26 protein-coding genes and 1 tRNA gene are annotated in these 25,058 nt (G+C 70.9%); 6 read left to right on the top strand and 21 right to left on the bottom strand.

All coding sequences use genetic code 11. From position 1 onward, the window contains the following. Positions 1-17: 17 nt before the first annotated feature. The 3 genes from AB1285_RS04780 to AB1285_RS04770 are packed head-to-tail and all read right to left on the bottom strand — an operon-like array spanning position 18 to position 3,879. Entirely contained in the window at positions 18-1,121 is a 1,104-nt protein-coding gene (locus tag AB1285_RS04780) for a C45 family autoproteolytic acyltransferase/hydolase (protein ID WP_370428867.1), read from the bottom strand. After that, positions 1,118-2,839: an amidase gene (locus tag AB1285_RS04775; protein ID WP_370428868.1), complete on the bottom strand. Its 1,722-nt coding sequence runs from the start codon at positions 2,837-2,839 to the stop codon at positions 1,118-1,120. Before AB1285_RS04775 ends, AB1285_RS04780 begins: the two co-directional genes overlap by 4 nt. Next, a complete protein-coding gene (locus AB1285_RS04770) occupies positions 2,836-3,879 on the bottom strand; it encodes an agmatine deiminase family protein (protein WP_370428869.1) in 1,044 nt (347 codons plus the stop codon). The genes AB1285_RS04775 and AB1285_RS04770 overlap by 4 nt, the downstream gene beginning before the upstream one ends. Positions 3,880-3,951: 72 nt before the next feature. On the opposite strand from AB1285_RS04770, the gene AB1285_RS04765 reads away from it, so the two are divergent. Further along, positions 3,952-4,590 (top strand): TetR/AcrR family transcriptional regulator, encoded by a 639-nt coding sequence (locus AB1285_RS04765; RefSeq protein WP_370428870.1) that lies wholly within the window; start codon positions 3,952-3,954, stop codon positions 4,588-4,590. 99 nt (positions 4,591-4,689) lie between these two features. On the opposite strand, the gene AB1285_RS04760 is transcribed toward AB1285_RS04765, so the two are convergent. Next, positions 4,690-4,766 (bottom strand) — tRNA-Pro (locus tag AB1285_RS04760). A gap of 107 nt (positions 4,767-4,873) precedes the next feature. Between AB1285_RS04760 and AB1285_RS04755 the strand changes: the two genes are divergently transcribed. The 5 genes from AB1285_RS04755 to AB1285_RS04735 all read left to right on the top strand — a co-directional run bounded on the left by AB1285_RS04755 (position 4,874) and on the right by AB1285_RS04735 (position 8,518). After that, positions 4,874-5,482, top strand: coding sequence for a GNAT family N-acetyltransferase (locus AB1285_RS04755; RefSeq protein WP_370428871.1), 609 nt, complete (start codon positions 4,874-4,876; stop codon positions 5,480-5,482). Next, a complete protein-coding gene (locus tag AB1285_RS04750) occupies positions 5,479-5,934 on the top strand; it encodes a hypothetical protein (protein ID WP_370428872.1) in 456 nt (151 codons plus the stop codon). The genes AB1285_RS04755 and AB1285_RS04750 overlap by 4 nt, the downstream gene beginning before the upstream one ends. Before the next feature lie 62 nt (positions 5,935-5,996). Beyond that, complete coding sequence (locus tag AB1285_RS04745) at positions 5,997-6,665, top strand: lysoplasmalogenase family protein (protein WP_280569356.1); 669 nt, start codon at positions 5,997-5,999, stop codon at positions 6,663-6,665. Then, positions 6,665-7,039 carry an RNA-binding S4 domain-containing protein gene (locus AB1285_RS04740; protein ID WP_280569353.1) on the top strand — a complete coding sequence of 125 codons (375 nt, stop codon included), beginning with the start codon at positions 6,665-6,667 and terminating at the stop codon, positions 7,037-7,039. The genes AB1285_RS04745 and AB1285_RS04740 overlap by 1 nt, the downstream gene beginning before the upstream one ends. A 39-nt stretch (positions 7,040-7,078) precedes the next feature. Next, a complete protein-coding gene (locus AB1285_RS04735) occupies positions 7,079-8,518 on the top strand; it encodes an HNH endonuclease signature motif containing protein (RefSeq protein ID WP_370428873.1) in 1,440 nt (479 codons plus the stop codon). Between the two features lie 178 nt (positions 8,519-8,696). On the opposite strand, the gene AB1285_RS04730 is transcribed toward AB1285_RS04735, so the two are convergent. From AB1285_RS04730 to AB1285_RS04650, 17 genes are all read right to left on the bottom strand, one after another. Further along, a complete protein-coding gene (locus tag AB1285_RS04730; RefSeq protein WP_370428874.1) occupies positions 8,697-9,644 on the bottom strand; it encodes an NUDIX domain-containing protein in 948 nt (315 codons plus the stop codon). Between the two features lie 62 nt (positions 9,645-9,706). Then, entirely contained in the window at positions 9,707-11,179 is a 1,473-nt protein-coding gene (der, locus tag AB1285_RS04725; RefSeq protein WP_370428882.1) for a ribosome biogenesis GTPase Der, read from the bottom strand. Positions 11,180-11,219: 40 nt separating this feature from the next. Next, positions 11,220-11,918 (bottom strand): (d)CMP kinase, encoded by a 699-nt coding sequence (cmk, locus tag AB1285_RS04720; protein WP_187661845.1) that lies wholly within the window; start codon positions 11,916-11,918, stop codon positions 11,220-11,222. Next, positions 11,911-13,047, bottom strand: a complete 1,137-nt coding sequence (locus tag AB1285_RS04715; RefSeq protein WP_370428875.1) for a prephenate dehydrogenase — start codon at positions 13,045-13,047, stop codon at positions 11,911-11,913. Before AB1285_RS04715 ends, cmk begins: the two co-directional genes overlap by 8 nt. After that, positions 13,044-13,841, bottom strand: a complete 798-nt coding sequence (locus AB1285_RS04710; protein WP_259954748.1) for a pseudouridine synthase — start codon at positions 13,839-13,841, stop codon at positions 13,044-13,046. Before AB1285_RS04710 ends, AB1285_RS04715 begins: the two co-directional genes overlap by 4 nt. Next, positions 13,838-14,461 (bottom strand): SMC-Scp complex subunit ScpB, encoded by a 624-nt coding sequence (gene scpB / locus AB1285_RS04705; RefSeq protein WP_187661848.1) that lies wholly within the window; start codon positions 14,459-14,461, stop codon positions 13,838-13,840. Before scpB ends, AB1285_RS04710 begins: the two co-directional genes overlap by 4 nt. Then, positions 14,451-15,320 carry a segregation and condensation protein A gene (locus AB1285_RS04700; protein ID WP_280569339.1) on the bottom strand — a complete coding sequence of 290 codons (870 nt, stop codon included), beginning with the start codon at positions 15,318-15,320 and terminating at the stop codon, positions 14,451-14,453. Before AB1285_RS04700 ends, scpB begins: the two co-directional genes overlap by 11 nt. Continuing rightward, the gene (locus AB1285_RS04695; protein WP_164498181.1) at positions 15,304-16,137 is read right to left on the bottom strand and encodes a ParA family protein; all 834 of its coding nucleotides are present in this window, start codon (positions 16,135-16,137) and stop codon (positions 15,304-15,306) included. The genes AB1285_RS04700 and AB1285_RS04695 overlap by 17 nt, the downstream gene beginning before the upstream one ends. A gap of 164 nt (positions 16,138-16,301) precedes the next feature. Continuing rightward, positions 16,302-17,204, bottom strand: a complete 903-nt coding sequence (gene xerD / locus AB1285_RS04690; protein ID WP_187661850.1) for a site-specific tyrosine recombinase XerD — start codon at positions 17,202-17,204, stop codon at positions 16,302-16,304. 2 nt (positions 17,205-17,206) lie between these two features. Further along, entirely contained in the window at positions 17,207-17,803 is a 597-nt protein-coding gene (locus tag AB1285_RS04685) for an NUDIX hydrolase (RefSeq protein WP_366236899.1), read from the bottom strand. Further along, positions 17,796-19,490 (bottom strand): CTP synthase, encoded by a 1,695-nt coding sequence (locus AB1285_RS04680; protein WP_187661851.1) that lies wholly within the window; start codon positions 19,488-19,490, stop codon positions 17,796-17,798. Before AB1285_RS04680 ends, AB1285_RS04685 begins: the two co-directional genes overlap by 8 nt. Before the next feature lie 26 nt (positions 19,491-19,516). Further along, complete coding sequence (recN, locus tag AB1285_RS04675) at positions 19,517-21,199, bottom strand: DNA repair protein RecN (RefSeq protein ID WP_370428876.1); 1,683 nt, start codon at positions 21,197-21,199, stop codon at positions 19,517-19,519. Further along, positions 21,196-22,116, bottom strand: coding sequence for an NAD kinase (locus AB1285_RS04670; protein WP_187661853.1), 921 nt, complete (start codon positions 22,114-22,116; stop codon positions 21,196-21,198). Before AB1285_RS04670 ends, recN begins: the two co-directional genes overlap by 4 nt. Next, positions 22,113-22,910: a TlyA family RNA methyltransferase gene (locus tag AB1285_RS04665; RefSeq protein ID WP_370428877.1), complete on the bottom strand. Its 798-nt coding sequence runs from the start codon at positions 22,908-22,910 to the stop codon at positions 22,113-22,115. Before AB1285_RS04665 ends, AB1285_RS04670 begins: the two co-directional genes overlap by 4 nt. Then, on the bottom strand, positions 22,907-23,086 hold the full coding sequence (locus tag AB1285_RS04660) for a hypothetical protein (protein WP_187661855.1): 180 nt from the start codon (positions 23,084-23,086) through the stop codon (positions 22,907-22,909). The genes AB1285_RS04665 and AB1285_RS04660 overlap by 4 nt, the downstream gene beginning before the upstream one ends. A gap of 49 nt (positions 23,087-23,135) precedes the next feature. Then, positions 23,136-24,185, bottom strand: coding sequence for an HAD-IIA family hydrolase (locus tag AB1285_RS04655; protein WP_370428878.1), 1,050 nt, complete (start codon positions 24,183-24,185; stop codon positions 23,136-23,138). Next, on the bottom strand, positions 24,185-25,030 hold the full coding sequence (locus AB1285_RS04650) for a hypothetical protein (RefSeq protein WP_370428879.1): 846 nt from the start codon (positions 25,028-25,030) through the stop codon (positions 24,185-24,187). Before AB1285_RS04650 ends, AB1285_RS04655 begins: the two co-directional genes overlap by 1 nt. Positions 25,031-25,058: the final 28 nt, after the last annotated feature.

Below are 25,058 nucleotides of genomic sequence, written 5' to 3'. Positions count from 1 at the left end.
TGGTCCCTTCGATCGGGTCAGAGCGCGAGCGTCAGATGCGGGCGGGTGGCGGTTTCAGCCGGAGTGCCGTCGAGCACGTCGGCCCGACGACCGGCGGGGTCGAGCACGACGGTGGCCAGGCTGGCCCACCGCTGTCCCATCGGAAGCGCGAGGTCGGGTACGCAGGTCACCGGAGGCTCGCCGTCGCCGGTCACGAGCATCGCGCGCAGCTGCTCGGCATCCGTCGGTGCGCCGGCCGACAGCAGTCGGCCCCGCAGGAAGTCCCAACGCTGACCGGAGTCGGGCTGGTACAGCCAGGTCTTCTCGTGCGCCGCTGGTTCTTCGGTGAGGAAGTGATTCGTGCGCAGCCAGGTGCCCTCGGCGATGGCAGGCGCGGAGAACACGCCTTCGGGGCTGATGTCGAGCAGCACGGGGTCGCCTGCGGCGTCGAAGAGCGCGAACGAGCCGGAGCTCGTGACCGGCGCCTCGCGCACCAGTTCGACGGCGTGCGCGACACTGGAGGCTTCCTCGAGCACGAGAGCGGCGAGCACGTGCATCGGGATGCCCTCGGGCCGGTCGGACCGATGTCCCAGGATGTTGAAGTGCAGCGCGACGCCGGCGCTGTTCACGCCGATCTTGCCGAGGATGCCGCATTCGGTGAGTCCGGCGTAGTCGTGGATGCCGCCGCGCGAAATGAGGGTGTGCCAGTACGGCGCGATCTCCATGTGCCAGTCCCACGTCTGCACGCCGAGGGTGCGCGCGCGGCCGTCCGCATCGCGGATCGAGCGCACGATGGTCGAGCACTCCCCCGGCGGTACGGCGACGCTGCGGGACAGGATCTCCGTGCGGCCGTTCAATGCTGCGACGCGCCAGATCTCGACGTCCGCACCGGCGGCCATGCCCTCGATCTGCGCGCGCAGCGCCGGACGGTGGGCGTCGACCGCGTCGAGCAGCCGCTCGGCGTCGTCGCGCACGGTCTTCTCGTCGACGGCGCCGAGGCGGAAGAGCCGATCATACGCGGCGATCGTGCCGGGCAGAGTCGCGCGCAGCTGCATGCCTCGCTCGGCGCCGCGCCGGAGCGGATCCGCGGCATCGGCCGTGATCTGCAGGCGCCGCTCCGGGCGCGGGAAGGGCGACGTCACGAGAGTTCCTCTCCGGGAAGAGCGGGAGTGCGCGGCGGCGCGGTGCGGCGATCGCCGGTCGCCTCGAACGCGGCGGCGAGGCGCAGCAGGGCAGTGTCGTCCCAGCCGCGGCCCGCGATGGTCAGACCCACCGGCATCCCGATGTCTGCCATCGTGCCCATCGGCACCGTGACGGTCGGGATGCCGAGATGACGGATCGCGAGATTGCCGTTCGCGACCCACACGCCGTTGCGCCACCCCGCGTCGGCGGATGCCGGGTTCACGTCCATGTCGGCGGGGCCGACATCGGCGACGGCAGGGAAGATCACGGCGTCGAGGCCGAGCGCGTCCATCCACTCCTCGAGGTCGACGCGGCGGGTCTCCTCGAGCCCGCGCACACCCTCCTCGAGATGCGGGATGTCGGTGAATGAGGCGTACGGGCGCTCGCGGACGAGGGCCGGATACCCGGCGATCTCGTCATCGAAGCCGGTGTAGCGATCCGGGAGGGCACCTCCCGGATGCGGGAAGATGCGCGCGCCGTCGACGAGTTCGAGCCGATCGAGCGCGGGGTCGCCGTTCGCGCGCAGGAAGTCGTCCCACGCCCAGGCGGAGAGATCCTCGATCTCGGAGCGCAGGAACCGCTCGGACACCAGTCCCCTGGTGCTCAGGGTCGGCGCCCCGGCGCGGTCGCCCTCGTAGTTGGTGACGACCGGGAAGTCGACGTCGACCACGTGGGCGCCGGCGTCTTCGAGGTCTCGGCGCGCCTGCTCCCAGAGGTCGATGACGGACGCCCGGGTCACGATGCCCTGCCCGGTCGCGCCTCCGATGGTGGTGCCGGTGCCGGCATCCGGATCGGCATTGACGTACATGCGCGGCACACCGAAGCGGCGGCCGGCGAGAACGGAACGAGGGTCGGCCGCGGCGAGGTCTCGGTACGACGACGGACGCACCTCGGATGCGGCAGGAATACGCACCCACGGCTGCGCGCGCCAGAAGTCGCCGCGGACGTCGGTGTCATCGGCGACGATCACGTCGAGCACCTCGAAGAGATCGGCCATGGTACGGGTATGCGGCACCACGACGTCCATCGTGGGCACCAGGGGCCAGTTGCCGCGCACCGAGATGACGCCACGGCTGGGCGTGTATGCGCAGAGGGCGTTGTTCGACGCCGGTGCCCGACCGCTCGACCAGGTCTCCTCGCCGAGCCCGAAGGCAGCGAAGCTCGCGGCGGTCGCGGTGCCGGATCCGTTGGAGGAGCCGGATCCGAACGCGCTGGTCAGCCAGTCGGCGCTGTACGGGCTCTCCGCCCGTCCGTGCACACCGCGCTGCATCCCGCCGTTCGCCATCGGCGGCATGTTGGTCAGGCCGAGGCAGATCGCCCCGCCGGCTCTGAGCCGGTCGATCGTGAACGCGTCCCGCTGGGCGACCAGATCCGCGAACGCCGGGGATCCGCATGCCGCGGTGAGCCCGGCGACGAGGTAGCTGTCCTTGGCCGTGTACGGGATGCCGTCCAGCGGGCCGAGCGAGTGCCGGGCCGCCCTGCGGGCATCGGACGCCGCGGCTTCGGCGAGGGCGTCGGGGTTGCGGACGACGACCGCGTTGAGCGCGGTCTCGGTGCCGGGTGCGTCGTACGCGTCGATACGGGTGAGATAAGCCTGCACCAGCGCGACGCTGGTAGCCGTACCGGTCTCGAGTGCTCGTCGCAGGTCCGCGATGGATGCTTCGACCACGTCGATCATGCGGGCGCCTCGCCCGTTGCCGGCTGCTGCTGGGTGATGCAGTGGATGCCGCCGCCGCGCGCGAAGATCGGGCGTGCGTCGACGGTCACGGTCCGTCGCCCGGGGTACGCGGCTCCGAGGATGTCCCGCGCACGGGCATCGGCGGCGTCCTCGCCGAACCCGCAGGCGATCACGGCGTCGTTCACCACGAGGTGGTTGATGTAGCTCCAGTCCACGTAGCCCTCGTCATCGCGGAGGGTCTCGGGGGCCGGGACGTCGATGATCTCGAGCGGGCGGCCCGCGGCATCCGTCTGGTCCTGCAGGAACGCCTTCAGCTCCCGCGTGACGACGTGGTCGGGGTGTCCCGCGTCGTCCTGGCGGTGCAGCAGCACCCGGCCCGGAGCGGCGAACGCGGCGACGATGTCGACGTGCCCGTTGGTGCCGAACTCGTCGTAGTCACGCGTGAGGCCTCGCGGCAGCCAGATGGCTGTGGTCGCGCCGATCGTGCGTGCGAGTTCGGCTTCGACGCGGCCTCTGTCGGCGTAGGGGTTGCGGTTCGGGTCGAGCTGCACGGTCTCGGTGAGCAGCACCGTGCCCTCGCCGTCGACGTGGATACCGCCGCCCTCGTTCACTAGCACCGAACTGATGTGCTCGGCTCCGACGTGTGCGGCGACGATGCGTGCGATGTTGGCCGACACCTGCCACTCGGCCCATGCGGGCGCACCCCAGCCATTGAAGATCCAATCGACCGCGCCGAGGACGCCGGGCCGATCCTCGTCGAGGACGAAGGTGGGGCCGAAATCGCGCATCCAGAACTCGTCCAACGGCGACTCGACGATCTCGACGGCCGAGCCGAGCATGTCCCGCGCCCGCCCCATCTCGGTCGGGTCCACGACCATCGTGACCGGTTCGAACTCGGCGATCGCCAGGGCGACGTCGGTCCATGCGCGGTACGCGGTGTCGCGCCAGGCGGCACCGTCACCCAGGGTGACGCCCACGCGCGGAAACGCCATCCAGGTGCGTTCGTGCCGTTCGCCCTCGTGCGGCATCCGCCAGCCCATGTCATCTCCTTTGCCGACAACGGCTTGTTGGTCACGTGACCAATACAGGAATGTTCCTACACTGGAGGCACCATGTCAACACCCGATACGCGTCCACGAACCAGGAAGACGCCGGAGCAGCGCGCCGGCGAGATCAACGACGCCGCGATCGCGATCGCCAGGGAGAAGGGACTGTCCGCGCTGACGCTGCGGGCGGTCGCCAGCAGGGCAGGGGTGGCGCCGGGGCTCGTCTCGCACTACGCATCGAGCATGGACGAGTTGGTCGCGCGCACCTTCCGCGAGCTGACGGCATCCGAACTGGACGACGTCCGCACCCAGGCCGAGACCGAGAGCGAGCCGGCGGCACGAATGGCACGGATGATCTCCACGGTCCTCAGCAGCGGCCACGACGACATCACGCTCGTGTGGGTGGACGCCTGGTCCCTCGGCCGCGGCAGCGCAGCGCTGTCGGTGACCATCGACGAGCAGATGAGCGCCTGGCAGTCGTTCATCGCGCAGCTCATCGAGGAGGGCCGGCGCTCCGGCGTGTTCCGCACGGATGACACGGATGCCGTGGCCTGGCAGATCCTCGCGATGATCGACGGCATCGCAGCGCATGCGCTGACGCGCCGTACCGACGCCGCGCTGTTCGCCGCCCGGTTGGCACAGGCCTGCGAGACTCTGGTCGGCGCGCCCCAGGGGACGATCGCGGAGCTCCTTCCCACGCGCTGACGGCCGCGGAGGGCCGCATAAGGCGTGCCCTCTTCGTGCCCTCGGCGATCCCGGGAAGGCAGAAGGGCCGGAACCTCTTGCGAGATTCCGGCCCTCAAATGGTCGGGCTGACAGGATTTGAACCTGCGACCCCTTGACCCCCAGTCAAGTGCGCTACCAAGCTGCGCCACAGCCCGTTGTTCTGCACTCTCGCGCAGGCAACTCCCCTATCTTAGCCGCACCGGAGGCCTCTCGCGAACCGAGGCGTTGCGGGGTGTCGGAAGCTGCTTGTACCGTCGCCTGCATGTCGACGATCACGACCGCGCTGGCGACGACCGCCCGCTGGGATGACGTGCAGCACGCGCTCACCGGCGGCGGTGACGGGGCGAGCTGCCAGTGCATCTGGCCGGTGCTGCCGAACAAGGACTGGAATCAGACCACCACGCCTCAGCACACCGAGATGTTCCGCGCCGAGATCGACGAGGGTCCCCCTCCGGGACTGGTCGCGTACGTCGACGGCGAGGCCGCGGGCTGGATCCGGATCGGACCGCGCACCCGTCAGGCCCGGATCCCCCGCACCCGCATGATCGCCGCGTCGAGCACCGAGCCGTTCGACGACGAATCCGTGTGGGCGGTCACCTGCTTCGTCGTCCGCAGGGAGCATCGGGGCACCGGGCTCAACGCGGAGCTGCTCGACGCCGCGATCGCCTTCGCCCGGGAGTCGGGCGCCCGCCTCATCGAGGGGTATCCCGTCGACACCCATGGCGAGAAGCAGCGGGCGAACGATCTGTACCACGGCACGCTCGGGACGTTCCTGCGCGCGGGCTTCACGGAGAAGGCGGTGATGAAGCCGGGGCGCGTGCTCGTCGCCCTGGACATCGCACCGAACGGGACCGATAGCGTGAAGGCATGAGCGCCGCGAACTCCTCTCTCGATGATCCCGACCTCGGACCGCTCCACCGGGCGACCTCTGAGCTCGAGGACGGCTCCGTCCTCACCCACGGTTGGTTCGTCGGCAGCGTCGAGGTCGACGGCCGCACCTACGAGCTGATGGTCGAGGGCGCGTCGCCGGACGAGGTCGCGCCCCTGCTCCCCCGGCTGCGCACGGTCGTCGCCGCCCTCCCGGGCCTCCGCCGCGTCGCCTCGGACGCTGTGGTCACGACGTTCAGCACCGGCGATCCGGACCCCGCCGAGCTCGACGAGGCGGCGGACGACCTGGACCTCGAGACCATCGAGGCCGGAGCCGATGGCACCGTCGTCCTCCACTTCACGGACTCCTGCGGCGAACACTTCCCGGAGGGCTACTGGCCCGCCGTGCACCTCGATGCCGAGGGTGCTGTGGCCACGGTCACCGTCGAGTCCTGAGTCGGGCCGGTCCGATCGACCGCCTTCGAGACGACATGCGCCTCCGGTCATACGATGGAGGGATGCAGCGCCGCGCCCTTCCTCCCGCGATCGTGTGGGCGTTCGTCCCCTACGCCGTGGTCTCCGCCTTGCACGTCGTGCTTCTGGCGCTCGGCCACGACCTCGCGGCTCCGACGAAGCTGCTGCTCATGCCTCTGCTCGCGGTGCCGGTCCTGGTGGCGGCGCGACGGATCCACCCGCCGGTGACGGTGGCCCTCCTCCTCGTTGCCCTGCTCTTCTCCTGGCTGGGTGACGGCGCGGGTGCGCTGTTCCCCGCGGCACCCGAGCTTCCGCTCATGCTGGGCTTCTTCGGTCTCGCGCACATCGCCTACATCGTCCTCTTCGCCCGCCACCTGGCGCGCCGCCGCCTGCCGTGGTGGACAGCGATCTATGCCCTCTGGTGGCTCGCGATGATCCTCCTTCTCGGCCCGCACACGGGCCCGCTCCTCATCGGGGTCGCGCTGTACGGCCTGCTCCTCGCGGGCACCGCCGCGTTCGCCGCACGATGTCACCCGCTCGTCGCGACGGGCGGCGCGTTCTTCCTGGCGAGTGACACGATCCTCGCTTTCCGGCTCTTCCTGCCCGACGCGCTCCCGGCCTGGAGCAGCCCCGCCGTGATGCTGACATACACGCTCGGCCAGGGCCTGATCGTCGCGGGCGCGCTCGTCTCCCTGCAGCGGAGGGCAGCCTGATGGTCGACAGCGCGCGGGTGGACAGCTGGCTCTGGGCGGTGCGTGTCTACAAGACCCGGTCCGCGGCGACCACCGCATGCCGCGCCGGGCATGTGCGCGTCAACGGCGACAAGGCGAAGGCCGCGCAGGCGGTTCGCGTAGGCGACGAGCTCCGCATCCGCATCGCGGGATTCGACCGGATCCTGATCGTGCGGCAGGTCCTCGTCAAGCGTGTCGGCGCGCCGCTCGCCGCCCTCGCCTACGAGGACCGGACACCGGAACGGGAGCCGCAGGCGGCCCTCGGCGTTCGAGACCGCGGTGCCGGGCGACCTACGAAGCGGGAGCGTCGAGACATCGATCGCCTTCGCGGACGAAGCGATATACAACAGGACTGAACCCTTCCTTCGTTCGAACATACGTTCTAAAATCGAGGTATGACGAACCTCACGACCGCACCCCTCGACCTGGAGGAGCGGCGACGCGTGCGAGACGCCTGGGCGGAGACCCGCCGGCGCATCGCGGGGCTGGAGGCAGAGGCCGCGGAGCTGTTGGTCGCGCAGATCGCTTTCCGCGACGAAGACGTCGCGTCAGCCCCGCACCACCGTGACGCCATCCACCGCTCGATGGTCGCCGAGTTCGCCGCGGCGGGGCGCGTTTCCACCGGCACCATGGAGTTCGCGTTCGCCGACGCTCTTGCGCTGAGCACGGCGCTCCCCCGCGTGCGGCAGGCCTTCCACGAGGGAACTTTGAGCTCCGCACACGTCCGGGAGGTCGCACGGGCGAGCGCCATCGTGGACGAGGCCATCCGCAACCGCGTCGTCGCGCCGGAGACGATGGCGCTGTTCGAGACGGCGGTGCTCGTCGTCGCCGAAGCCGAGACCGCGGCGCGCACGCGGGTGCATGCCCGCCGCGTCGCCTCCGCTCTCGTCGGCGAGACCATCACGGAGCGACACCGCCGAGCGGCGGACGAGCGCTGCGTCACAGTGCGATCGGTCGACGACGGCCTCGCGGTCCTGACGGCGATCCTCCCGGAGTGGGCGGCGGTGGCGATCGCCGACCGGCTGAGTCAGCTCACCCGCACGGTGCTCCGGGCGCGCGCTGCGGTTCCCGCGCCTGATGCGGGGTCGGACGAAGCGACGCATCCCCTGGCTCCTGCGAACCACGAACTACTGACTGCTCACAGCGTCGAAACGGATCGCCCGTGCGATGACACCCGGGCGGGGACTACGATCCCGAGCGCCGACGGCGACACGTACGCCCTCGACCCCGAGGCGGAATCGGCCCCCTCAGACACCCGCACCTGGAGCCAGGTGCAGGCCGACCTTCTGACCGATCTCCTCCTGACGGCCGATCCGAGTGCCGTCGAGGGCGACGGTATCACCGGGGTGCGGGGTCGCCTGCAGGTGACCGTGGCGGCGACGACCCTCGCCGGACTCGACGACCGTCCCGGCGAACTGGACGGGCACGGTGCTCTCCACCCGGATGTCGCCCGCGCTCTGGCCGGACGAGACGGCGGATGGACGCGCTTGTTCCTCGACCCTCACGGGCAGGTCGTCGAAACGGACGCCTACAGCCCGACCGAGAGCATGCGCCGGTTGCTCCGCGCCCGCGATCAGCACTGTCGGTTCCCGGGGTGCCGCCAGCCGGTACACCGCTGCGACATCGACCACACCCGGGATCATGCGAAGGGCGGCCCGACCCGCGTCGACAACCTCGCGCACCTCTGCCGCGGACACCATGTGCTGAAACACCCCGATATCCCGGAGCCTCAGCGCTGGACGGTACGTCAGCATCCCGGCGGGGTTCTCGAATGGCGAAGTCCCCTCGGCGCCGTCCACACCGATCACGCCCCGCGTCGGGTCGCGTTCGTCTGACCTTCGCGGGTCATCACGACAGCGGGTCATTCGCGAGCGGTGACGCAGGCCACGTCAAACCAAGCCAGGCCGCGCCAAGCCCGGCCACGCCAAGCCACGCCACGTCGGACCAAGCCGTGCCAGGCCCCAGCACTGCACGAGCACCTGGGGCCGCGGAGCGAAACGCCCGCGTCTCGCGCTACGCGTCGAGAAGACGGAGGAGCCAGCCGCTCGAGCGCACCTGGGCCCCGGCAGCCTCGACGCGGGACTGCAGCTCGCGGTCACTGGTCACGGCGAGAACCGGCGAACCGCTCGCGACCCGGCGTTCGACCTCGGCCACGATCGCGTCGTCACCGGCGCCCTCCGCGCGCACGACGTCCAGGGCCAGGCTCGCGACGCCGGCTTCCGCGGCCGCGGCATCCGCAGGTGATCCCTCGGCGGAGGCCTCCGCGATGTCGCGCGCGCGACCTTCCACGACGAGCGACACCTCCGGAAACCAGTCATCCCCCGCGAGTCCGAGGTCGTCCGCGGGCACGGAAAGTCCCGTCAGGCGGTCGCGCAGTCGTGCCGCGGCTCCGGCACGATCCTTCCACCAACCGTCCGGGACCGACCCCACGACGTTGGCAGCGTCGACCACGACCACCGGATGCGCCGACAGTTGAGCCCGCAGCATCGGCCACGCCGCACCGAAGCCGGGATGCAGGGGCAGCGCGTCCACGTCCTCGACGGGTACCCACGACAGCGCGACGCTCTCCGGGTCGCTGATCACGGGATCGAACGGCGTCCGCACATCGGCGACGACGGTGGTGTACGACCAGATGCCGAGGTCGAGCACGCTCGTGAAGCGCGGCCGCACCGCGCCATCCGGCACTCCCGCCTCCTCCTGCGCCTCGCGCACGGCACCGACGATGGCCGCCTCGCCCTCGTGCAGCGCTCCCCCGGGCAGACCCCAGGTGCCGCCGAAGTGGCTCCACGCGACGCGATGCTGCAGCAGGATGCCGCGCTCCGCGTCGACGGCGAGGAGACCTGCGGCACCGAAGCGCCCCCAGTACCGCTCGCCCGTGTCGGCGACCACCCACGCATCGCCGGGATCGCGAGGCCCCTCGGGGCGACGCGGTTCACCGGCGGCGGGAGGTACGACAGTCACCCCCTCAGCTTTTCACAGCATCGAGGCTCCGGCGCCACCGCCGCGACATGCGCGGCAACGAGTCAGCGCTGACGCTTCTCGCGCACCCGCATGTTGATCACGATCGGCGTGCCCTCGAACGGGTAGAGCTCGCGCAGGCGGCGCTGGATGAACCGGCGGTAGCCCGGGTCGAGGAAACCGGTCGTGAACAGCACGAACGTCGGCGGACGGGTCGAGGCCTGGGTCCCGAAGAGGATGCGCGGCTGCTTTCCACCGCGCACCGGGTGCGGGTGCTCGGCGACGAGCTCGGCGAGGAACGCGTTGAACTTGCCGGTGGGAATCCGGCGATCCCAGTTCTCCAGCGCCGTCTCCAGCGCCGGGACGAGCTTGTCGAGGTGACGACCGGTCTTCGCCGAGATGTTCACGCGGGGGGCCCACGCGACATGCGCGAGGTCCTGCTCGATCTCGCGCTCCAGGTAGCGGCGACGGTCGGCGTTCTCCAGGTCGTCGTCGTTCAGGCGATCCCACTTGTTGAACGCCAGGACGAGCGCGCGGCCGGACTCGAGAACGAGGTCGATGATCCGCACGTCCTGCTCGCTGATCGTCTCGGAGACGTCGAGCACCACAACGGCCACTTCGGCCTTCTCCAGCGCGGCGGAGGTGCGCAGCGACGCGTAGAAGTCCGCACCCTGCGCCATGTGCACGCGGCGACGGATACCGGCCGTGTCGACCAGGCGCCACATCTTGCCGCCGAGCTCCACGACCTCGTCCACCGGATCACGGGTCGTGCCGGCGAGGTCGTTGACGACCACGCGCTCCTCCCCCGCGGCCTTGTTCAGCAGCGAGGACTTGCCGACGTTCGGGCGCCCCAGGATCGCGACACGGCGCGGGCCGCCGATCTCCTGCTTTGCGACGGCGGAGACCTCGGGGAGCTTCTTCAGCACGGCATCGAGCAGGTCCGCGACACCGCGACCGTGGATCGCGGAGACCGGGTGCGGCTCCCCGAGACCCAGGTTCCACAGGGCGGCCGCTTCCGGCTCCTGACGCCCGTCGTCGATCTTGTTGGCGACGAGGAAGACCGGCTTGCCGCTCTTGCGCAACAGCTTCACAACGTGCTCGTCGGTCGACGTGGCGCCCACCATGGCGTCCACGACGAACAGCACGACATCGGACAGGTCGATCGCGACCTCGGCCTGTGCCGCGACCGAACGGTCGATGCCCCGGGCGTCGGGCTCCCAGCCGCCGGTGTCGACGACCGTGAAGCGGCGATCGTTCCACTCGGCCTTGTACGTGACGCGGTCGCGGGTGACACCGGGGGTGTCCTCCACGACGGCCTCGCGACGGCCGAGGATGCGGTTCACGAGCGCGGACTTGCCGACGTTCGGCCGCCCGACGATCGCCACCACGGGCAGCGCGGGGCTGTACTGGATGCCGTCCTCGCCGAGGGTGATGCCCGCGAGGAGCTCCGCGTCCTCGTCGTCCAGCTCGTAGTCGGCGAGGCCGGCGCGCAGGGTCTCCGCGCGCTGCTCGGCCAGCTGCTCGTCGAGCTGGTCCATCTTCTCGGCGAGCTGGTCGGGACCGCCTTCGTATTCGTCGTCAGCCACGGTGTGCTCCTCGGAGTCGTTCGATCACCGAGAGAACGGCGTCGATGGTCTGGGGGAAATCGAGTGCGGTCGAGTCGACGACCTCCACGCCTTCCGCGGCGTTGAGGAAGTCGACGACCGCGCTGTCGGAGGCGTCGCGCTTGTGCAGGGCGTCCGCGACGGCGGCGGCGTTCTCGCCTGCGAGCTCGCCCGCGCGGCGGGCGGCACGCACCTCCGGTGCGGCGGTCAGCAGGATGCGGACAGGCGCATCGGGTGCCACGACGGTCGTGATGTCGCGACCTTCGACCACCACGGCCGGGTACGGCGCCTCAGCGACCAGTGCCCGGAAGAGCTCGTTGACCTGGGTGCGCACCTCGGGCACCCGGGCCACGCCGCTCACGGCGCCGGACACGCGGGGCTCGCGGATCGCCTCCGTCACGTCCACGTCGCCGACACGTACCGTGCGATCATCCGGGTCGAGCCCGAGGCGGACCGGGAAGTCGGCGGCCGCGGCGCGTACGGCCTCCGCGTCGTCGGTGTCCGCGCCGCGATCGAGCACGTGCCAGGCGAGAGCCCGGTAGGCCGACCCGGTGTCGAGGTAGCCGAAGCCCTCGCGACGCGCGATCGCCTTGGACACGCTCGACTTGCCGGACCCGGCGGGACCGTCGATGGCGATGAACTTCGTGGCGGAGACGGTGGAAGTGTCAGTCATTGGTGTTCCCTGCGATGCGCCAGCCGCGTTCCTGGAGCCCGGTGATCGCGCCGTGCAGCGCCGCGGGGTCGACACTGATCTCGGCGAGGCCGAACTGCGCGCCGGGAGAATGCTCCAGCCGCAGGTCCTCGACGTTGACGCCCAGCTCGCCGAGCTCGCCGAACAGACGACCCAGCTGACCGGCGGTGTCGTCGACCATGACGACCAGTGTCTCGAAGCGTCGGTTCTGTCCGTGCTTGCCGGGGAGGCGCTCGACACCGTCGTTGCCCTGGCGGATGGTCTCCGCGAGCACGCGACGGGCACCCGGTGCGCCCGGAGCGCGCAGCGCATCGGCGACCTCGCTCAGGTCCGTCGCGAGGGCGTCGAGGATCTCGACCACGGGACCGGCGTTGGCGCCGAGGATCTGCACCCACAGCTCTGGAGCGGATGCGGCGATGCGCGTCGTGTCCCGCACGCCCTGCCCTGCCAGGCGGAGCGCGCCCTCCTCGGCCCCGGCGAGACGCCCGGCGAGGAGACTCGCGACGACCTGCGGCACGTGCGAGGTGAGAGCGACGGAGCGGTCGTGCTCCTCGGGGGTCATCTCCAGCGGCATCGCGCCGACATCGAGAGCCAGCGCCTCGACCACGGCGAGGTCCCGCGCGGTGGTGTCCTCGTCGCGGCACACGACCCACGGCCGTCCGATGAACAGATCGGCTCGCGCCGAGATCGCCCCGCCGCGCTCCCGGCCGGCGAGCGGGTGGGAGCCGATGTAGCGGGCGAGGTTCACACCGCGGTCACGGAGCGTGCGGAACGGCTCCAGCTTCACGCTCGCGACATCCGTCACGACGGCGTCGGGGTAGCGCTCGAGCTCGGCCTGGATCACGTCGGCGGTCACATCCGGCGGCACGGCCACGACGACGAGCACCGGGGCGTCGTCATCCTGCGGAAGGCGTCCGGCGCCGTAGTCGACGGCGAGGCGCAGCTGCGCAGGGGACGCATCCGTGAGGACCACGTCGATGCCCTTCGCGCGGAGTGCGTGGCCGACGCTGGCACCGAGCAGCCCGGCGCCGACGATGCGCACGGTGCCGGACAGGCGCGGCGCGACGGCACCGGCCTTCCGCGCCGCGGGCGCACTCGTCGTCTGGGTCATTCGCTCTCCTGCTCGCCTGGCGCCTCGGCGACACCGGATTCCCGGCGCGCGAGGGTCAACAGCGCGCCGAGTTCGATTTTACTCAGTTCCCGCGTCCGGCCCGCCGGGAGGGTTCCCAGGTGCAGCGGACCGAACTGCCGCCGCACGAGTTCCGTGACCGGATGGCCGACCGCGGCCATCATCCGGCGCACGATCCGGTTGCGTCCCGAGTGCAGCGTGAGCTCGACGAGGCTCGAGCCCGCCGACGTGTCCAGCAGGCGGGCCTTGTCGGCGGCGATGGGGCCGTCCTCCAGCTCGATGCCCTTCGTGAGCTTCGAGATGGTCTGCGCCGTCACCGTCCCCTCCACCTTCGCGATGTAGACCTTGGTGACGCCGAAGGACGGGTGCGCGAGGACGTGCGCGAGCTCGCCGTCGTTGGTGAGCAGCAGCAGGCCGCTGGTCTCGGCGTCCAGGCGCCCGACGTTGTAGAGCCGCTCCTCGTAGTCCTTCGTGAAGCGCCGGAGATCCGGGCGGCCGCTCTCGTCGCGCATGCTGCTGACCACGCCCGTCGGCTTGTTCAGCATCACGTAGCGCTTGGACACGTCGAGCTGCACCGCGGTGCCGTCGACGTCGACGAGGTCGCGCTCCGGGTCGATGCGCCGGCCGAGCTCGGTGACCACCTGGCCGTTCACGCGGATACGCCCCTCGACGATGTACTGTTCGACGACCCGACGGGACGCGACGCCGGCGGCTGCCAGCACCTTCTGCAGTCGGACGCCCTCGGGGGCTGCGGAATCGTGGGCGTCGGTGGTCATCGGACCGTCCCTTCATCGAAGCCGTCGGCGCCGTCATCGAGGAGCGGCGAGATCGGCGGAAGCTCATCCAGAGAGTTGATGCCGAGATGCTGGAGGAGCGCATCGGTCGTGCCGTAGTTGATCGCCCCGGTCTCGGAGTCGGCGAAGAGCTCGGTGATCAGGCCTCGTGCGAGGAGCGTGCGGACCACGGAGTCGACGTTGACCGCGCGGATCGAGGCGACCTGGCTGCGGGTGACGGGCTGCTTGTAGGCGATCACCGCGAGCGTCTCCAACGCGGCCTGCGAGAGCCGGGCCGGAGCCTGGCCGCCGACGAACTCCGCCACGACCGGATCCAGGTCTTCGCGGACGTAGAGCCGCCATCCGCCGCCGACCTCCCGCAGCTCGAAGCCGCGCCGCGGACCCGCGCCCCGGCCGTCGTAGTCCTCGACCAGCGACTCGACGGTCTGCCGGACGGCGGGCACCGGCGCGCCGACCGCCGCGGCGAGAGCCACCAGGCCGATCGGCTCGTCGACGATGAAGAGGATCGCCTCCACGCGCTCGCTGAGGGGCAACTCGGCACCCGTCACGGCGTCGGGCTCCTCGCGGAGCCCGGTTTCCGTCTCGGTCATGTCATCGGTCATAGTCGGCCCCCAGGGTCGCGAGTGTCTCGTCCGACCAGGAGTCGGCGGCCCAACGGAGCGTCAGCTCCCCGAGCGGTTCCAGTTGTTCGAAGGACAGCGCCGCGTGCCGGTACAGCTCCAGCACCGAGATGAAGCGGGCCACGACGATGCCCGGCTCGGTGACGCCGGCGACGAGCTCGCGGAAGCTCAGCGACTCGGTGCCGCGCAGCAGCGTGACGACGATCGCGGCCTGCTCGCGGATGCTGACCAGGGGCGCGTGCAGGTGGTCGAGCCCGACGTGCGGGATCTCCTTCGGTGCGAAGGCCAGCAGTGCCAGAGCCGCGAAGTCGTCGGTCGTGAGCGACCAGACGAGCTCGGGTGTCTGCTTCCGGTGCTTCTCCTCCAGCGGCACCGCGCGCACGTGGCGGCGGTCCTCCCGCTGCAGGCACCGTGCGAACCACGCGGAGACCTCCTTGAACGCGCGGTACTGCAGCAGACGGGCGAAGAGCAGGTCGCGCGCTTCGAGCAGGGCCACGGCCTCGGCATCGACGAGCTCGCCCTGCGGCAGCAGACCCGCCACCTTCATGTCGAGCAGGGTCGCGGCGACGACGAGGAACTCCGACGCCTGGTCCAGCTCCTCCTCGTCCTCGAGATCGGCGAGGTACGCGATGAACTCGTTGGTGACGGCGCTCAACGACACCTCGGTGATGTCCATCTCGTGCTTGGAGATGAGGGTCAGCAGGAGGTCGAAGGGGCCGTCGAAGTTCGACAGCGAGACCCGGAAACCGGCGTCGTCGGCGGAGGAAGCTTCCGCACCGTCGACGGCGTCGGCGAGTGCCGGGACCTCAGCGGTTCCGAGCTCGTCAGGCGACGGCGCCACGGGCGACCAGCTCCCTGGCCAGCCGCAGGTATGCCTGTGCGGCCGCGTGCTCCGGAGCGAACTCGGTGATCGGGACCCCCGAGACCGACGCATCCGGGAACTTCACGGTGCGGCCAATCACGGTCTCCAGCACGTCGTCGCCGAACGCCTCCACGACGCGTTCGAGCACCTCGCGCGAGTGCAGCGTGCGCGGGTCGTACATGGTCGCCAGCAGCCCGTCCATCTCGATGGAGGGGTTCAGGCGATCGCGCACCTTGTCGATGGTCTCGATGAGGAGGGCGACACCGCGCAGCGCGAAGAACTCGCACTCGAGCGGGATGATGACGCCGTGCGCCGCCGTCAGCGCGTTCACGGTCAGCAGGCCGAGCGACGGCTGGCAGTCGATGAGGATGACGTCGTACTCCCCCGCCACCTGCCGGAGCACGCGGGCGAGGATCGTCTCGCGGGCGACCTCGTTGACGAGGTGCACCTCCGCGGCCGAGAGGTCGATGTTCGCGGGGAGGACGTCGAGACCGGGCACGTTCGAGTGCACGATCGCGTCGTGGGCGTCGCGCTTCGTGTCGAGCAGGAGGTCGTAGACCGTCGGCACGTCATGCGTCTGGATGCCGAGACCGGCGGACAGGGCGCCCTGCGGGTCGAAGTCCACCGCGAGCACCTTGCGACCGTACTCCGCGAGGGCGGCGGCGAGGTTGATGGACGTCGTCGTCTTGCCGACGCCGCCCTTCTGGTTGCAGAGGGCGATGATGCGCGCGGGGCCGTGCGACTTCAGCGGCGCCGGGATCGGGAAGCCCTGATACGGACGGCCGGTGGGTCCCATGGGAGTGTCGTCGGCCTTCTGTGCCTTCGCCCTGGACTTCGCCGCTTTCTCAGCCACCGGTTCTCCTGCTCCTTCGTGCTTGCTCGATTGTAGCGGCCATGCGTTCCCCGGCCGTCCCGGCGCGCGGCGGGCCGCCTCGGGAGGAGGCGCGGATCCGCGCGGGATCAGCGTGCCCGGGGGTGCGAGGTCGCGTAGATGTCGCGGAGGGCGTCCACCGAGACGTGTGTGTAGATCTGCGTCGTCGCGACCGAGGAGTGCCCCAGCAGCTCCTGCACCACGCGCACGTCGGCGCCGCCCTGCAGGAGGTGGGTCGCGAAGGAATGCCGCAGCGTGTGCGGGGAGACCTCGGCGGTGAGCTGCGCGCGCTCCGCGGCGGAACGGATCACCAGCCAGGCGCTCTGCCGCGAGAGCGGAGCGCCCCGCGCGCCGAGGAAGAGCCGGGCCGACGCACGTCCCTTCGCCGCGAGGCCCGGGCGGACCCGGGTGAGATACGCGTCGACCGCGGCGCGGGCATACGACCCCACGGGGACGATGCGCTCCTTCGAGCCCTTTCCCCGCAGGCGCAGCACCTCGCCGTGCGCCATGTCGTCGACGTCGAGCCCGACCGCCTCCGACACCCGGGCACCCGTCGCGTAGAGAAGCTCCAGCAGCGCCCTGTCCCGGATGCCGAGCGGCTCCTCGGCCGACGGCGCGGCGAGCAGCCGCTCCACTTGGTCGATCGTGAGGGCCTTGGGCAGCCGGCGCGGGGTCTTCGGCGGGCGGAGGCGCCCAGTCGGATCGTCCGCCTCGATGCCCTCCCGGGCGAGGAACCGGTGCCAGCCGCGCACCGAGGACTGCAGGCGCGCCAGGCTCGTCGCCGCGGGCGGCGGCTCCGCCGAGGCACGGTCGGCGACGAAACGGTCGACCACCACGGACGTGATATCCGCGGTGTCGTCGATCCCCTCCGCCGTGAGCCAGTCCCGGTAGCCCTCGAGGTCCCGCCGGTAGGCGCCGACCGTGTGCGCGCTCAGGCCGCGCTCGATCGTCACGTGACGCAGATACGCGTCGAGGGCGCGATCGAGCAGCATCCTCAGCTCCGGTCGCGCAGCCTCTGCGCCGCGGCCAGCACGCCGATGGAGAGGATGCCGTTGCGCAGGCGTCCGGCCATCACTCCCGCGACGGCGTCTTCCAGCGGCACCCAGGCGAGCTGGATGTCCGCCTCCTCGTCCTCGCGGTCGTGCGCGGTCTCGGCGGCCGAGAGCCCGGTCGCGAGGAACACCCGGATGAGCTCGTCGTTGCCGCCGGGCGTCGTCCACGAAGACACCAGCGGCTCCCAGTGGGCGGCGACGAGGTCGGCCTCCTCCGCGAGCTCGCGACGGGCGGCCGCCATCGGCTCCTCGCCCTCGATGTCGAGGAGGCCCGCCGGCAGCTCCCAGTCGCGGTGGCGGATCGGGTGACGGTACTGCTGGATGAGCAGCACCCGCCCCTCGTCGTCCAGCGCGAGGATCGCGACGGCGCCGGGATGGGCGACGTACTGCCGCACTATCTCGCCCTCGCCGTAGCGGACACGATCGGAGCGGACGTCCCAGACGCGCCCTTCGTAGACGAGGTCGCTGCTCAGGACCTCCGGCTCGAAGGGCTCGTCGCGCAGCGACTCGTCCACAGGACCCGTCCCCGACTCACTCATCGACGGGCACGTCGAACAGCTCGCTCGCGCGGTGCCGGGCGATGGCCGCGCCGACGAGACCGCGGAACAGCGGGTGCGGGTCGGTCGGACGCGAACGCAGCTCCGGGTGCGCCTGGGTGGCGATGTAGTACGGGTGCACGTCGCGCGGCAGCTCGACGTACTCGACGAGGTCCAGCTCCGGATTCAGGCCCGAGAACACCAGCCCGGCCTCCGACAGGCGATCGCGGTAGGCGTTGTTCACCTCGTAGCGGTGACGGTGACGCTCGGACACCTCGGCGGCGCCGTAGACCTCGCGCGCCAGCGAGCCCTCCGCGAGAGCCGCCTGGTAGAGACCGAGGCGCATCGTGCCGCCCAGGTCGCCGCCGTCGAGGATCTCGATCTGCTCGGCCATGGTCGCGATGACGGGCTCCGCGGTGTCCGGATCGAACTCGCTGGACGAGGCTCCGGCGATACCGGCCACGTCGCGGGCGTACTCGATGACCATGCACTGCAGGCCGAGACACAGGCCGAGGGTCGGGATCCCCTGCTCCCGGGCGAACTTCAGCGCGCCCAGCTTGCCCTCGATGCCGCGGATGCCGAAGCCGCCGGGCACGCAGATGCCGTCGAGCTCGGCCAGCTGCTCCTGCGCGCCCTCGGGCGTCTCGCAGAGGTCGGATGGGATCCAGCGGATGTTGACCTTGGTCTCCTGCGCGAAGCCGCCGGCCTTGAGGGCTTCGGTCACGGACAGGTAGGCGTCCGGCAGGTCGATGTACTTGCCGACCAGACCGATCGTGACCTCGTGCTTGGGGTTGTGCACCGCGTGCAGCACCTTGTTCCAGCGCGTCCAGTCGACGTCGTCGGCCTTCTGGTCGAGACCGAGGCGGCGCACGATGTAGGAGTCCAGGCCCTGCTCGTTGAGGGTGGAGGGGATGTCGTAGATGCTCGGCAGGTCGACGGTGTTGATGACACCCTCGACGTCGACGTCGCACATGAGGGCGATCTTGTTGCGGTTGCTCGCGCTCACCGGGCGGTCGCTGCGGAGCACGAGCGCATCCGGCTGGATGCCGACCTGACGGAGCGCGGCGACCGAGTGCTGGGTCGGCTTGGTCTTCTGCTCGCCGGACGCCCCCATGAACGGCACGAGCGAGACGTGCACGAAGAACACGCTGTCGCGACCGAGCTCGTGACGCAGCTGGCGGGCCGCCTCGAGGAAGGGCTGCGACTCGATGTCGCCGACCGTGCCGCCGACCTCGGTGATGATCACGTCGGGACGCGGGTCCTCTGTGGCCTGCAGCCGCATGCGGCGCTTGATCTCGTCGGTGATGTGCGGGATGACCTGCACGGTGTCGCCCAGGTACTCGCCGCGGCGCTCCCGCGCGATCACCTGCGAGTAGATCTGACCGGTCGTGACGTTGGCCGCCTCGGACAGGTTGATGTCGAGGAAGCGCTCGTAGTGGCCGATGTCGAGGTCGGTCTCCGCACCGTCGTCGGTCACGAAGACCTCGCCGTGCTGGAACGGGTTCATGGTGCCCGGATCGACGTTCAGATACGGGTCGAGCTTCTGCATGACCACGCGGAGTCCGCGGGCGGTCAGGAGGTTGCCCAGGCTGGCCGCGGTGAGCCCCTTGCCCAAAGACGAAACGACACCACCAGTCACGAAGATGTGCTTGGTCGTGTCGTTCTTGGGCCCCGCAGAAGAAGAGTTCATCACGGGCTTCTATCCTAACAGTTCGTTCAGACGCCGAGGCTGAGAAGCTCACGGGCGTGGGTGAGTGCGGCATCGGAATCCGCGAGTCCGGAGAGCAGACGGACCATCTCGGCCTCGCGCTCCTCCCCGTCGAGCCGCCGCACGCTGGAGGCGGTGACGGCGCCGTCGTTCGATTTCACGACGGTCAGGTGGTTGTTCGCGAAGGCGGCGACCTGCGCGAGATGGGTGACGGCGATCACCTGCGACTTCTCGGCGAGTCGGGCGAGTCGCCGACCGACCTCGATGGCCGCGGCACCGCCGATGCCGGCGTCGACCTCGTCGAACACGAAGGTGGGAACCGGGTCGGTCGCCGCGATGACGACCTCGATCGCGAGCATCACGCGCGACAGCTCGCCGCCGGACGCACCCTTGGCGACGGAGCGGGGTTCGGCGCCGGGGTGCGACGCGAGCAGGATGGCGACGTCATCGCGCCCGTGGGTGCTCTCGGCGCCAGGCGCCACGGACACCTCGAGCCGTGCGTCCGGCATCGCCAGCGCGTGGAGCTCGGCGGTCACGGCCTCGCCGAGCCGGACGGCGGCCTCGCTCCGGGCGGCGGTGAGGGCGTCGGCGCGGGCGTCGAGCTCCGCCCTGGCCGCGTCGCGCTCGGCGGTGAGGCGTTCCAGACGCTCCCCGTCGTCGTCGAGCTCGGCCAGCCGTGCGGAACCGGTCTGCCACAGTGCCAGCGCCTCCGCCAGCGAACCGTGCTGACGGATGAGGACACCGAGCGCGGCCCGGCGTTCCTCGACGGCTGCCAGCTCGTGCGGGCCGGACTCGTCGAGGTCGGCGAGGAAGCCGGAGAGCACGCCGGCGGCGTCGGCGATCCGGTAACCGATGTCGGCCAGGGTCTCGGCGACCTCGGCGAGCTTCGGGTCCGACACACGCTCGATCGCCCGGCGTGCCTCCGCGACCAGCGCCGACGCATCGGGCTCGCCCTCCTCGTTCGAGAGGGAGCCGTGGGCCAGGGCGGCCGCGAGCCGCAGCTCCTCCGCGTTCGCGAGGCGTTCGGCGCGGGCCGTCAGCTCCTCATCCTCACCCTCTTCGGGAGCGGTGGCCTCGATCAGGGCCAGGTCCTCCCGCAGCCGGGCGGCCTCCTCGGCGCGCCGGTCGCGGTTCGCGGTGATGTCGACGATCTCGGCGTCGAGCGTGCGCCAGTGCTCGAACGCGGCCTGGTACTCCTCCAGCGCCCGGGCGATGGCCTCGCCGCCGAAGCGATCGAGGGCGTCGCGCTGCGCGGCCGCCGATCGCAGCCGCAGCTGCTCGGACTGTCCGTGCACCACGATGAGCTCGTCGGCGAGCGAGGACAGCACACCCGCCGGTGCGGCGCGGCCGCCGACGCTCGCACGACTGCGGCCTTCGGCGCTGAGGGTGCGCGAGACGTACAGCTCCGCAGTCCCGGCGCCTGCCGGCTCCAGCTCTCCCCCGGCCTCGGCGACGATGTCGGCGACCTCACCGGTCTCCGGCACGATCCACACACCGGCCACCGACGCCTGCGCCGCGCCCTTGCGCACGGCGCCGGAGTCGGCGCGCTGTCCGAGAAGCAGGCCGAGACCGGTGACCACCATGGTCTTGCCCGCTCCGGTCTCGCCGGTGATGGCCGTGAAGCCGGGCCCGAGCGGCAGGACGGCATCGGCGATCACGCCGAGCCCCTGCATGCGCATCTCCTCGATCATGCCTCGCTCCTCCGTTCCTGTCCGCGCCATCCCTCGACGGGCAGCTGGAACTTGCGGACGAGACGATTCGTGAACGCGGTGGGGTGCAGTCGCGCGAGGCGGACCGGGCGCGACGAACGACGGACGACGACGCGGGCACCCGGCGGAAGGTCGTGGGAACGACGGCCGTCGCACCAGAGGATGCCGGAGCCGTCCGTCCGCTCCAGCATCTCGATCGCCACGGCCGCGTCGGGGCTCACCACGAGCGGCTTGGCGAAGAGGGCATGGGCCGACAGCGGGACGACGGCGATGGCCTCGACCGTCGGCCAGATGACCGGGCCGCCGGCGGAGAAGTTGTAGGCGGTCGAGCCGGTCGGGGTGGAGACGACCATGCCGTCGCAGCCGAAACTCGACAGCGGCCGCCCGTCGATCTCGAGCACCACCTCGATCATGCGCTCCCGGCTCGCCTTCTCGACGGTCGCCTCGTTCAGAGCCCAGGTCTCGAAGACGACGTCGCCCGAGGCGTCCTTCACCCGCACCGACAGCGCCAGGCGCTCCTCGACCTCGTAGTCGCGGGCGATGACGCGGCGCATCGCGTCGTCCATGTCGTCCCGGTCGATCTCCGCGAGGAAGCCGACGTGGCCCATGTTGATGCCGAGCACCGGGGCGCCGCTGTCGCGGACGAGTTCCGCCGCACGGAGGATCGTGCCGTCGCCGCCGAGCACGATCGCGAGCTCGAGGGACGCCGGACCGGCGGAGGCATCCAGCACCTCGACGTCCGCGAAGAACGCATCGACCGCGGAGAGCTCCGCGTGGTCGTCGGCCGCCAGGACGGGGCGCACTCCCGCGCCGCGGAGGGCGTCGATCACCCGGCGGGCGGCCGCGACGGTGTCGACGCGACCCGCGTGGGCGACGACCAGGATCCTGCGCTCGTTCATCGTCCCCCTGCCAGCCGGTTGATGGTGTCCATCCATTCTGTCGGATTGCTGCCGCCGCCCGGCACGAGGTGGACGAGATACTCCGCATTGCCGTGGGTTCCGAGGATCGGGGAGGAGACGATCCCCGCCATCCCCATCCCCGCGTCCCACGCGCTCCACGCCACGCGGGCGACGGCATCGGCACGGGTGGCGGGGTCGGTGACGAGACCGCCGCGCACCGCCGTCCGGCCGACCTCGAATTGCGGTTTGACGAGCAGCAGGACATCGGAACCCGGCGCCGCGACGGCGACCACCGCGGGGAGCACGAGCTCGAGCGAGATGAAGGAGAGGTCGCCCACCACCAGGTCGGGCGAGGCGGACTCCCCCGTCGCCGCGGCGAGACTGTCACGGGTCATGTGCCGCACGTTGAAGCCCTCGACCGCGGTGACATCGGGGTCTGCCGCGATCGACGGGGCGAGCTGGCCGTGACCGACGTCCACAGCCAGCACGCGCCGCGCACCGCGCTCCCGCAGCACCTGCGTGAAGCCGCCGGTCGAGGCTCCCATGTCGAGCACGAGGCGCCCCTGCACGGGAATGGTGAAGCTGTCGAGCCCGGCGATGAGCTTGTGCGCGCCGCGGCTGACATAGTGGTCGGCGCCGGCCACCGTGATCGTGTTCTCCTCGCCGACCGCAGTCGAGGCTTTGACGACCGGGCGACCGTCGACGCTCACGAGACCGTCGGCGATGAGGGTGGCGGCGTGCGTGCGCGAACGGGCGAGTCCTCGGGAGGCGAGGGCGGCGTCGAGTCGCGTCATCGTGGTCCCGGAGTCTCCCGCTGTTCCAGCCGGGATCCGCTCTCGAGCCGTCGAGAGAGTTCGTCGTGCAGGGCCGAGTACAAGTCCGCGCGTGCGGAGAGCGGCTGACCTTCGATCAGGCGCAGACGACTCCACAGGCCGTCCGTCGGCGCGCTGGTCGTCGTCTCGTCACTCACGCTTCCACTGTACGCGGCGCCGCCGACGGCCGACGGCGCCACGCGTGGCTCAGGGGCGGTGGAACGGGTCGGCGTACAGCCGTTCGGGAACCCGCAGCACGAACACCGGCGTACCGGACGCCCAGATGGCCGCGGCGCCGGCGCGGAGGAGGTCGAGCTGCTCGCCGGACTCGGCGACGATCTCGACGTCCGCTCCGTGGACGCGGACGGCGGCACCGTTCACGTCGAACACGCCGTCGGTCACGGTGGGCTCTGGATACGGCTCGTGCAGACCGCGCAGATCACCGAGGATGTAGGTCGGGCGTGAACCTTCCGGCGCGGCGAGGACGTGCTTGGGACGGTCGATGCCGGTCAGCACGAGCGCGGACTCGATGCCGGCGCGGCTGGCGCCCATGATGTCGGTGTCCAGGCGGTCGCCGATGAACAGAGCCTTCGCGGCACCGAAGCGGGCGAGCGCCTCCTCGAAGATCGGGGTCTCCGGCTTGCCCGCCACCGTCGCCAGGCGACCGATCGCGGTGTGCACGGCGGAGACGAGGGTGCCGTTGCCGGGGGCGACGCCGCGCTCGCGCGGGATCGTCCAGTCCGTGTTCGTGGCGATCCAGGGGATGCCGCCTTCGTCCTCAGGGACCTTCAGCGCGAACGCCGCCTCGGCGAGGTCTGTCCAGGCCACCTCGGGCGCGAACCCCTGGACCACGGCCTGCGGAGCGTCCTCGGCGCTGCGCGTCACCGTGTACCCGGCCTTCTGCACCTCGTCGACGAGGCCGTCGCCGCCGACCACGAGGATGGTGGCCGGCGCGGGAACGATCCCGGACAGCAGACGCATCGCGGCCTGCGGGCTCGTGACGACGTCCTGCGGAGCGACGTCGAGCCCGAGACTCGTGAGATGAGCCGCCACGGAGGCGTCCGTGCGCGAGGCGTTGTTCGTGATGTAGCCGAGACGCACCGCGTGCGCCGCAGCGTTCAGGCTCTCGACCGCGTGCGGCAGAGCCCCCGGACCGGCGTAGACGACGCCGTCGAGATCGGCGAGGACGGTGTCCACGCCCTCGAGAGGCGTCCGTCCCGCTCGAGACCTCCGTGCCTTGGGTGTGAAGAGCCCCACTACGCCTCCGGCTTCTCGGATGCGGAGGGCGAGTCGTCCTCCGTCTCGTCGTCCTCCGTCTCGTCGTCCTCGCCGAGCAGCTCGCGCACCTCGTCCTCGATGGACGGCTCGGCGGGCTCGGGGGTCTCGTTCGTGTCGGCGGAGGACGAGTCGTCTCCGGTCTCCGCGTCGGAAGCCTCTTCTTCCTCGGAGTCGGTGTCGGTGTCGGTGTCGTCGGCGGAGTACTCCTCCTTGTCGGACACAACATCCTCGACGGAGACAGCGTGCTCCTCGGAGAACTCGTCCTCGACGAGACCGTCCTCGACGTAGAGCTCCTCGTCGCCGGCCTCATCCACACCGAGAGCCTCCGCGGCGACCTCGGCGCGGTGCACCCAGAACTCCGCCTCGTCCGTGCGGCCGAGATCTTCCAGGACTGCGGCGCGCGCGGCGAAGAGCGCGGGGCTCCACTCGAACGCGCGATCCGGGTCGAGCTCCGGGATCTCGAGCTCCCCGAGGGCCAGCTCCAGGTCACCCTGGTCCAGCCGGGCACCCGACATCGCGATCGCGAGAGCCACGCGCACGGGGGTGGTCAGAGCCGATCGGTCCACGGCGCGGCCGATCTCGAGGGCGCGGTCGGGACGCCCGATGCCGCGTTCGCTGTCGACCATGAGTGCGATCTGGTCGTCCTTGCCGGAGATCCGGCGATAGGTGCGCAGCTCCCGCAGGGCCAGGGCGAAGTCACCCGTCGCGTAGGCGGTGATGCCCAGGGTCTCCCGGACGATCGCGATGCGCCCTGCACGACGCGACGCTGCGAGTGCGTGCTCGTGCGCCAGGGTCGGGTCCTCGTCGATCAGCCGAGAAGCCATCGCCAGATGCCGAGCGACGAACTCCGCG

Source organism: Microbacterium sp. NRRL B-14842 (assembly GCF_050470785.1).
Note: the sequence above shows the minus strand (reverse complement) of the source record. Positions and strands in the feature narration are given on the sequence as shown.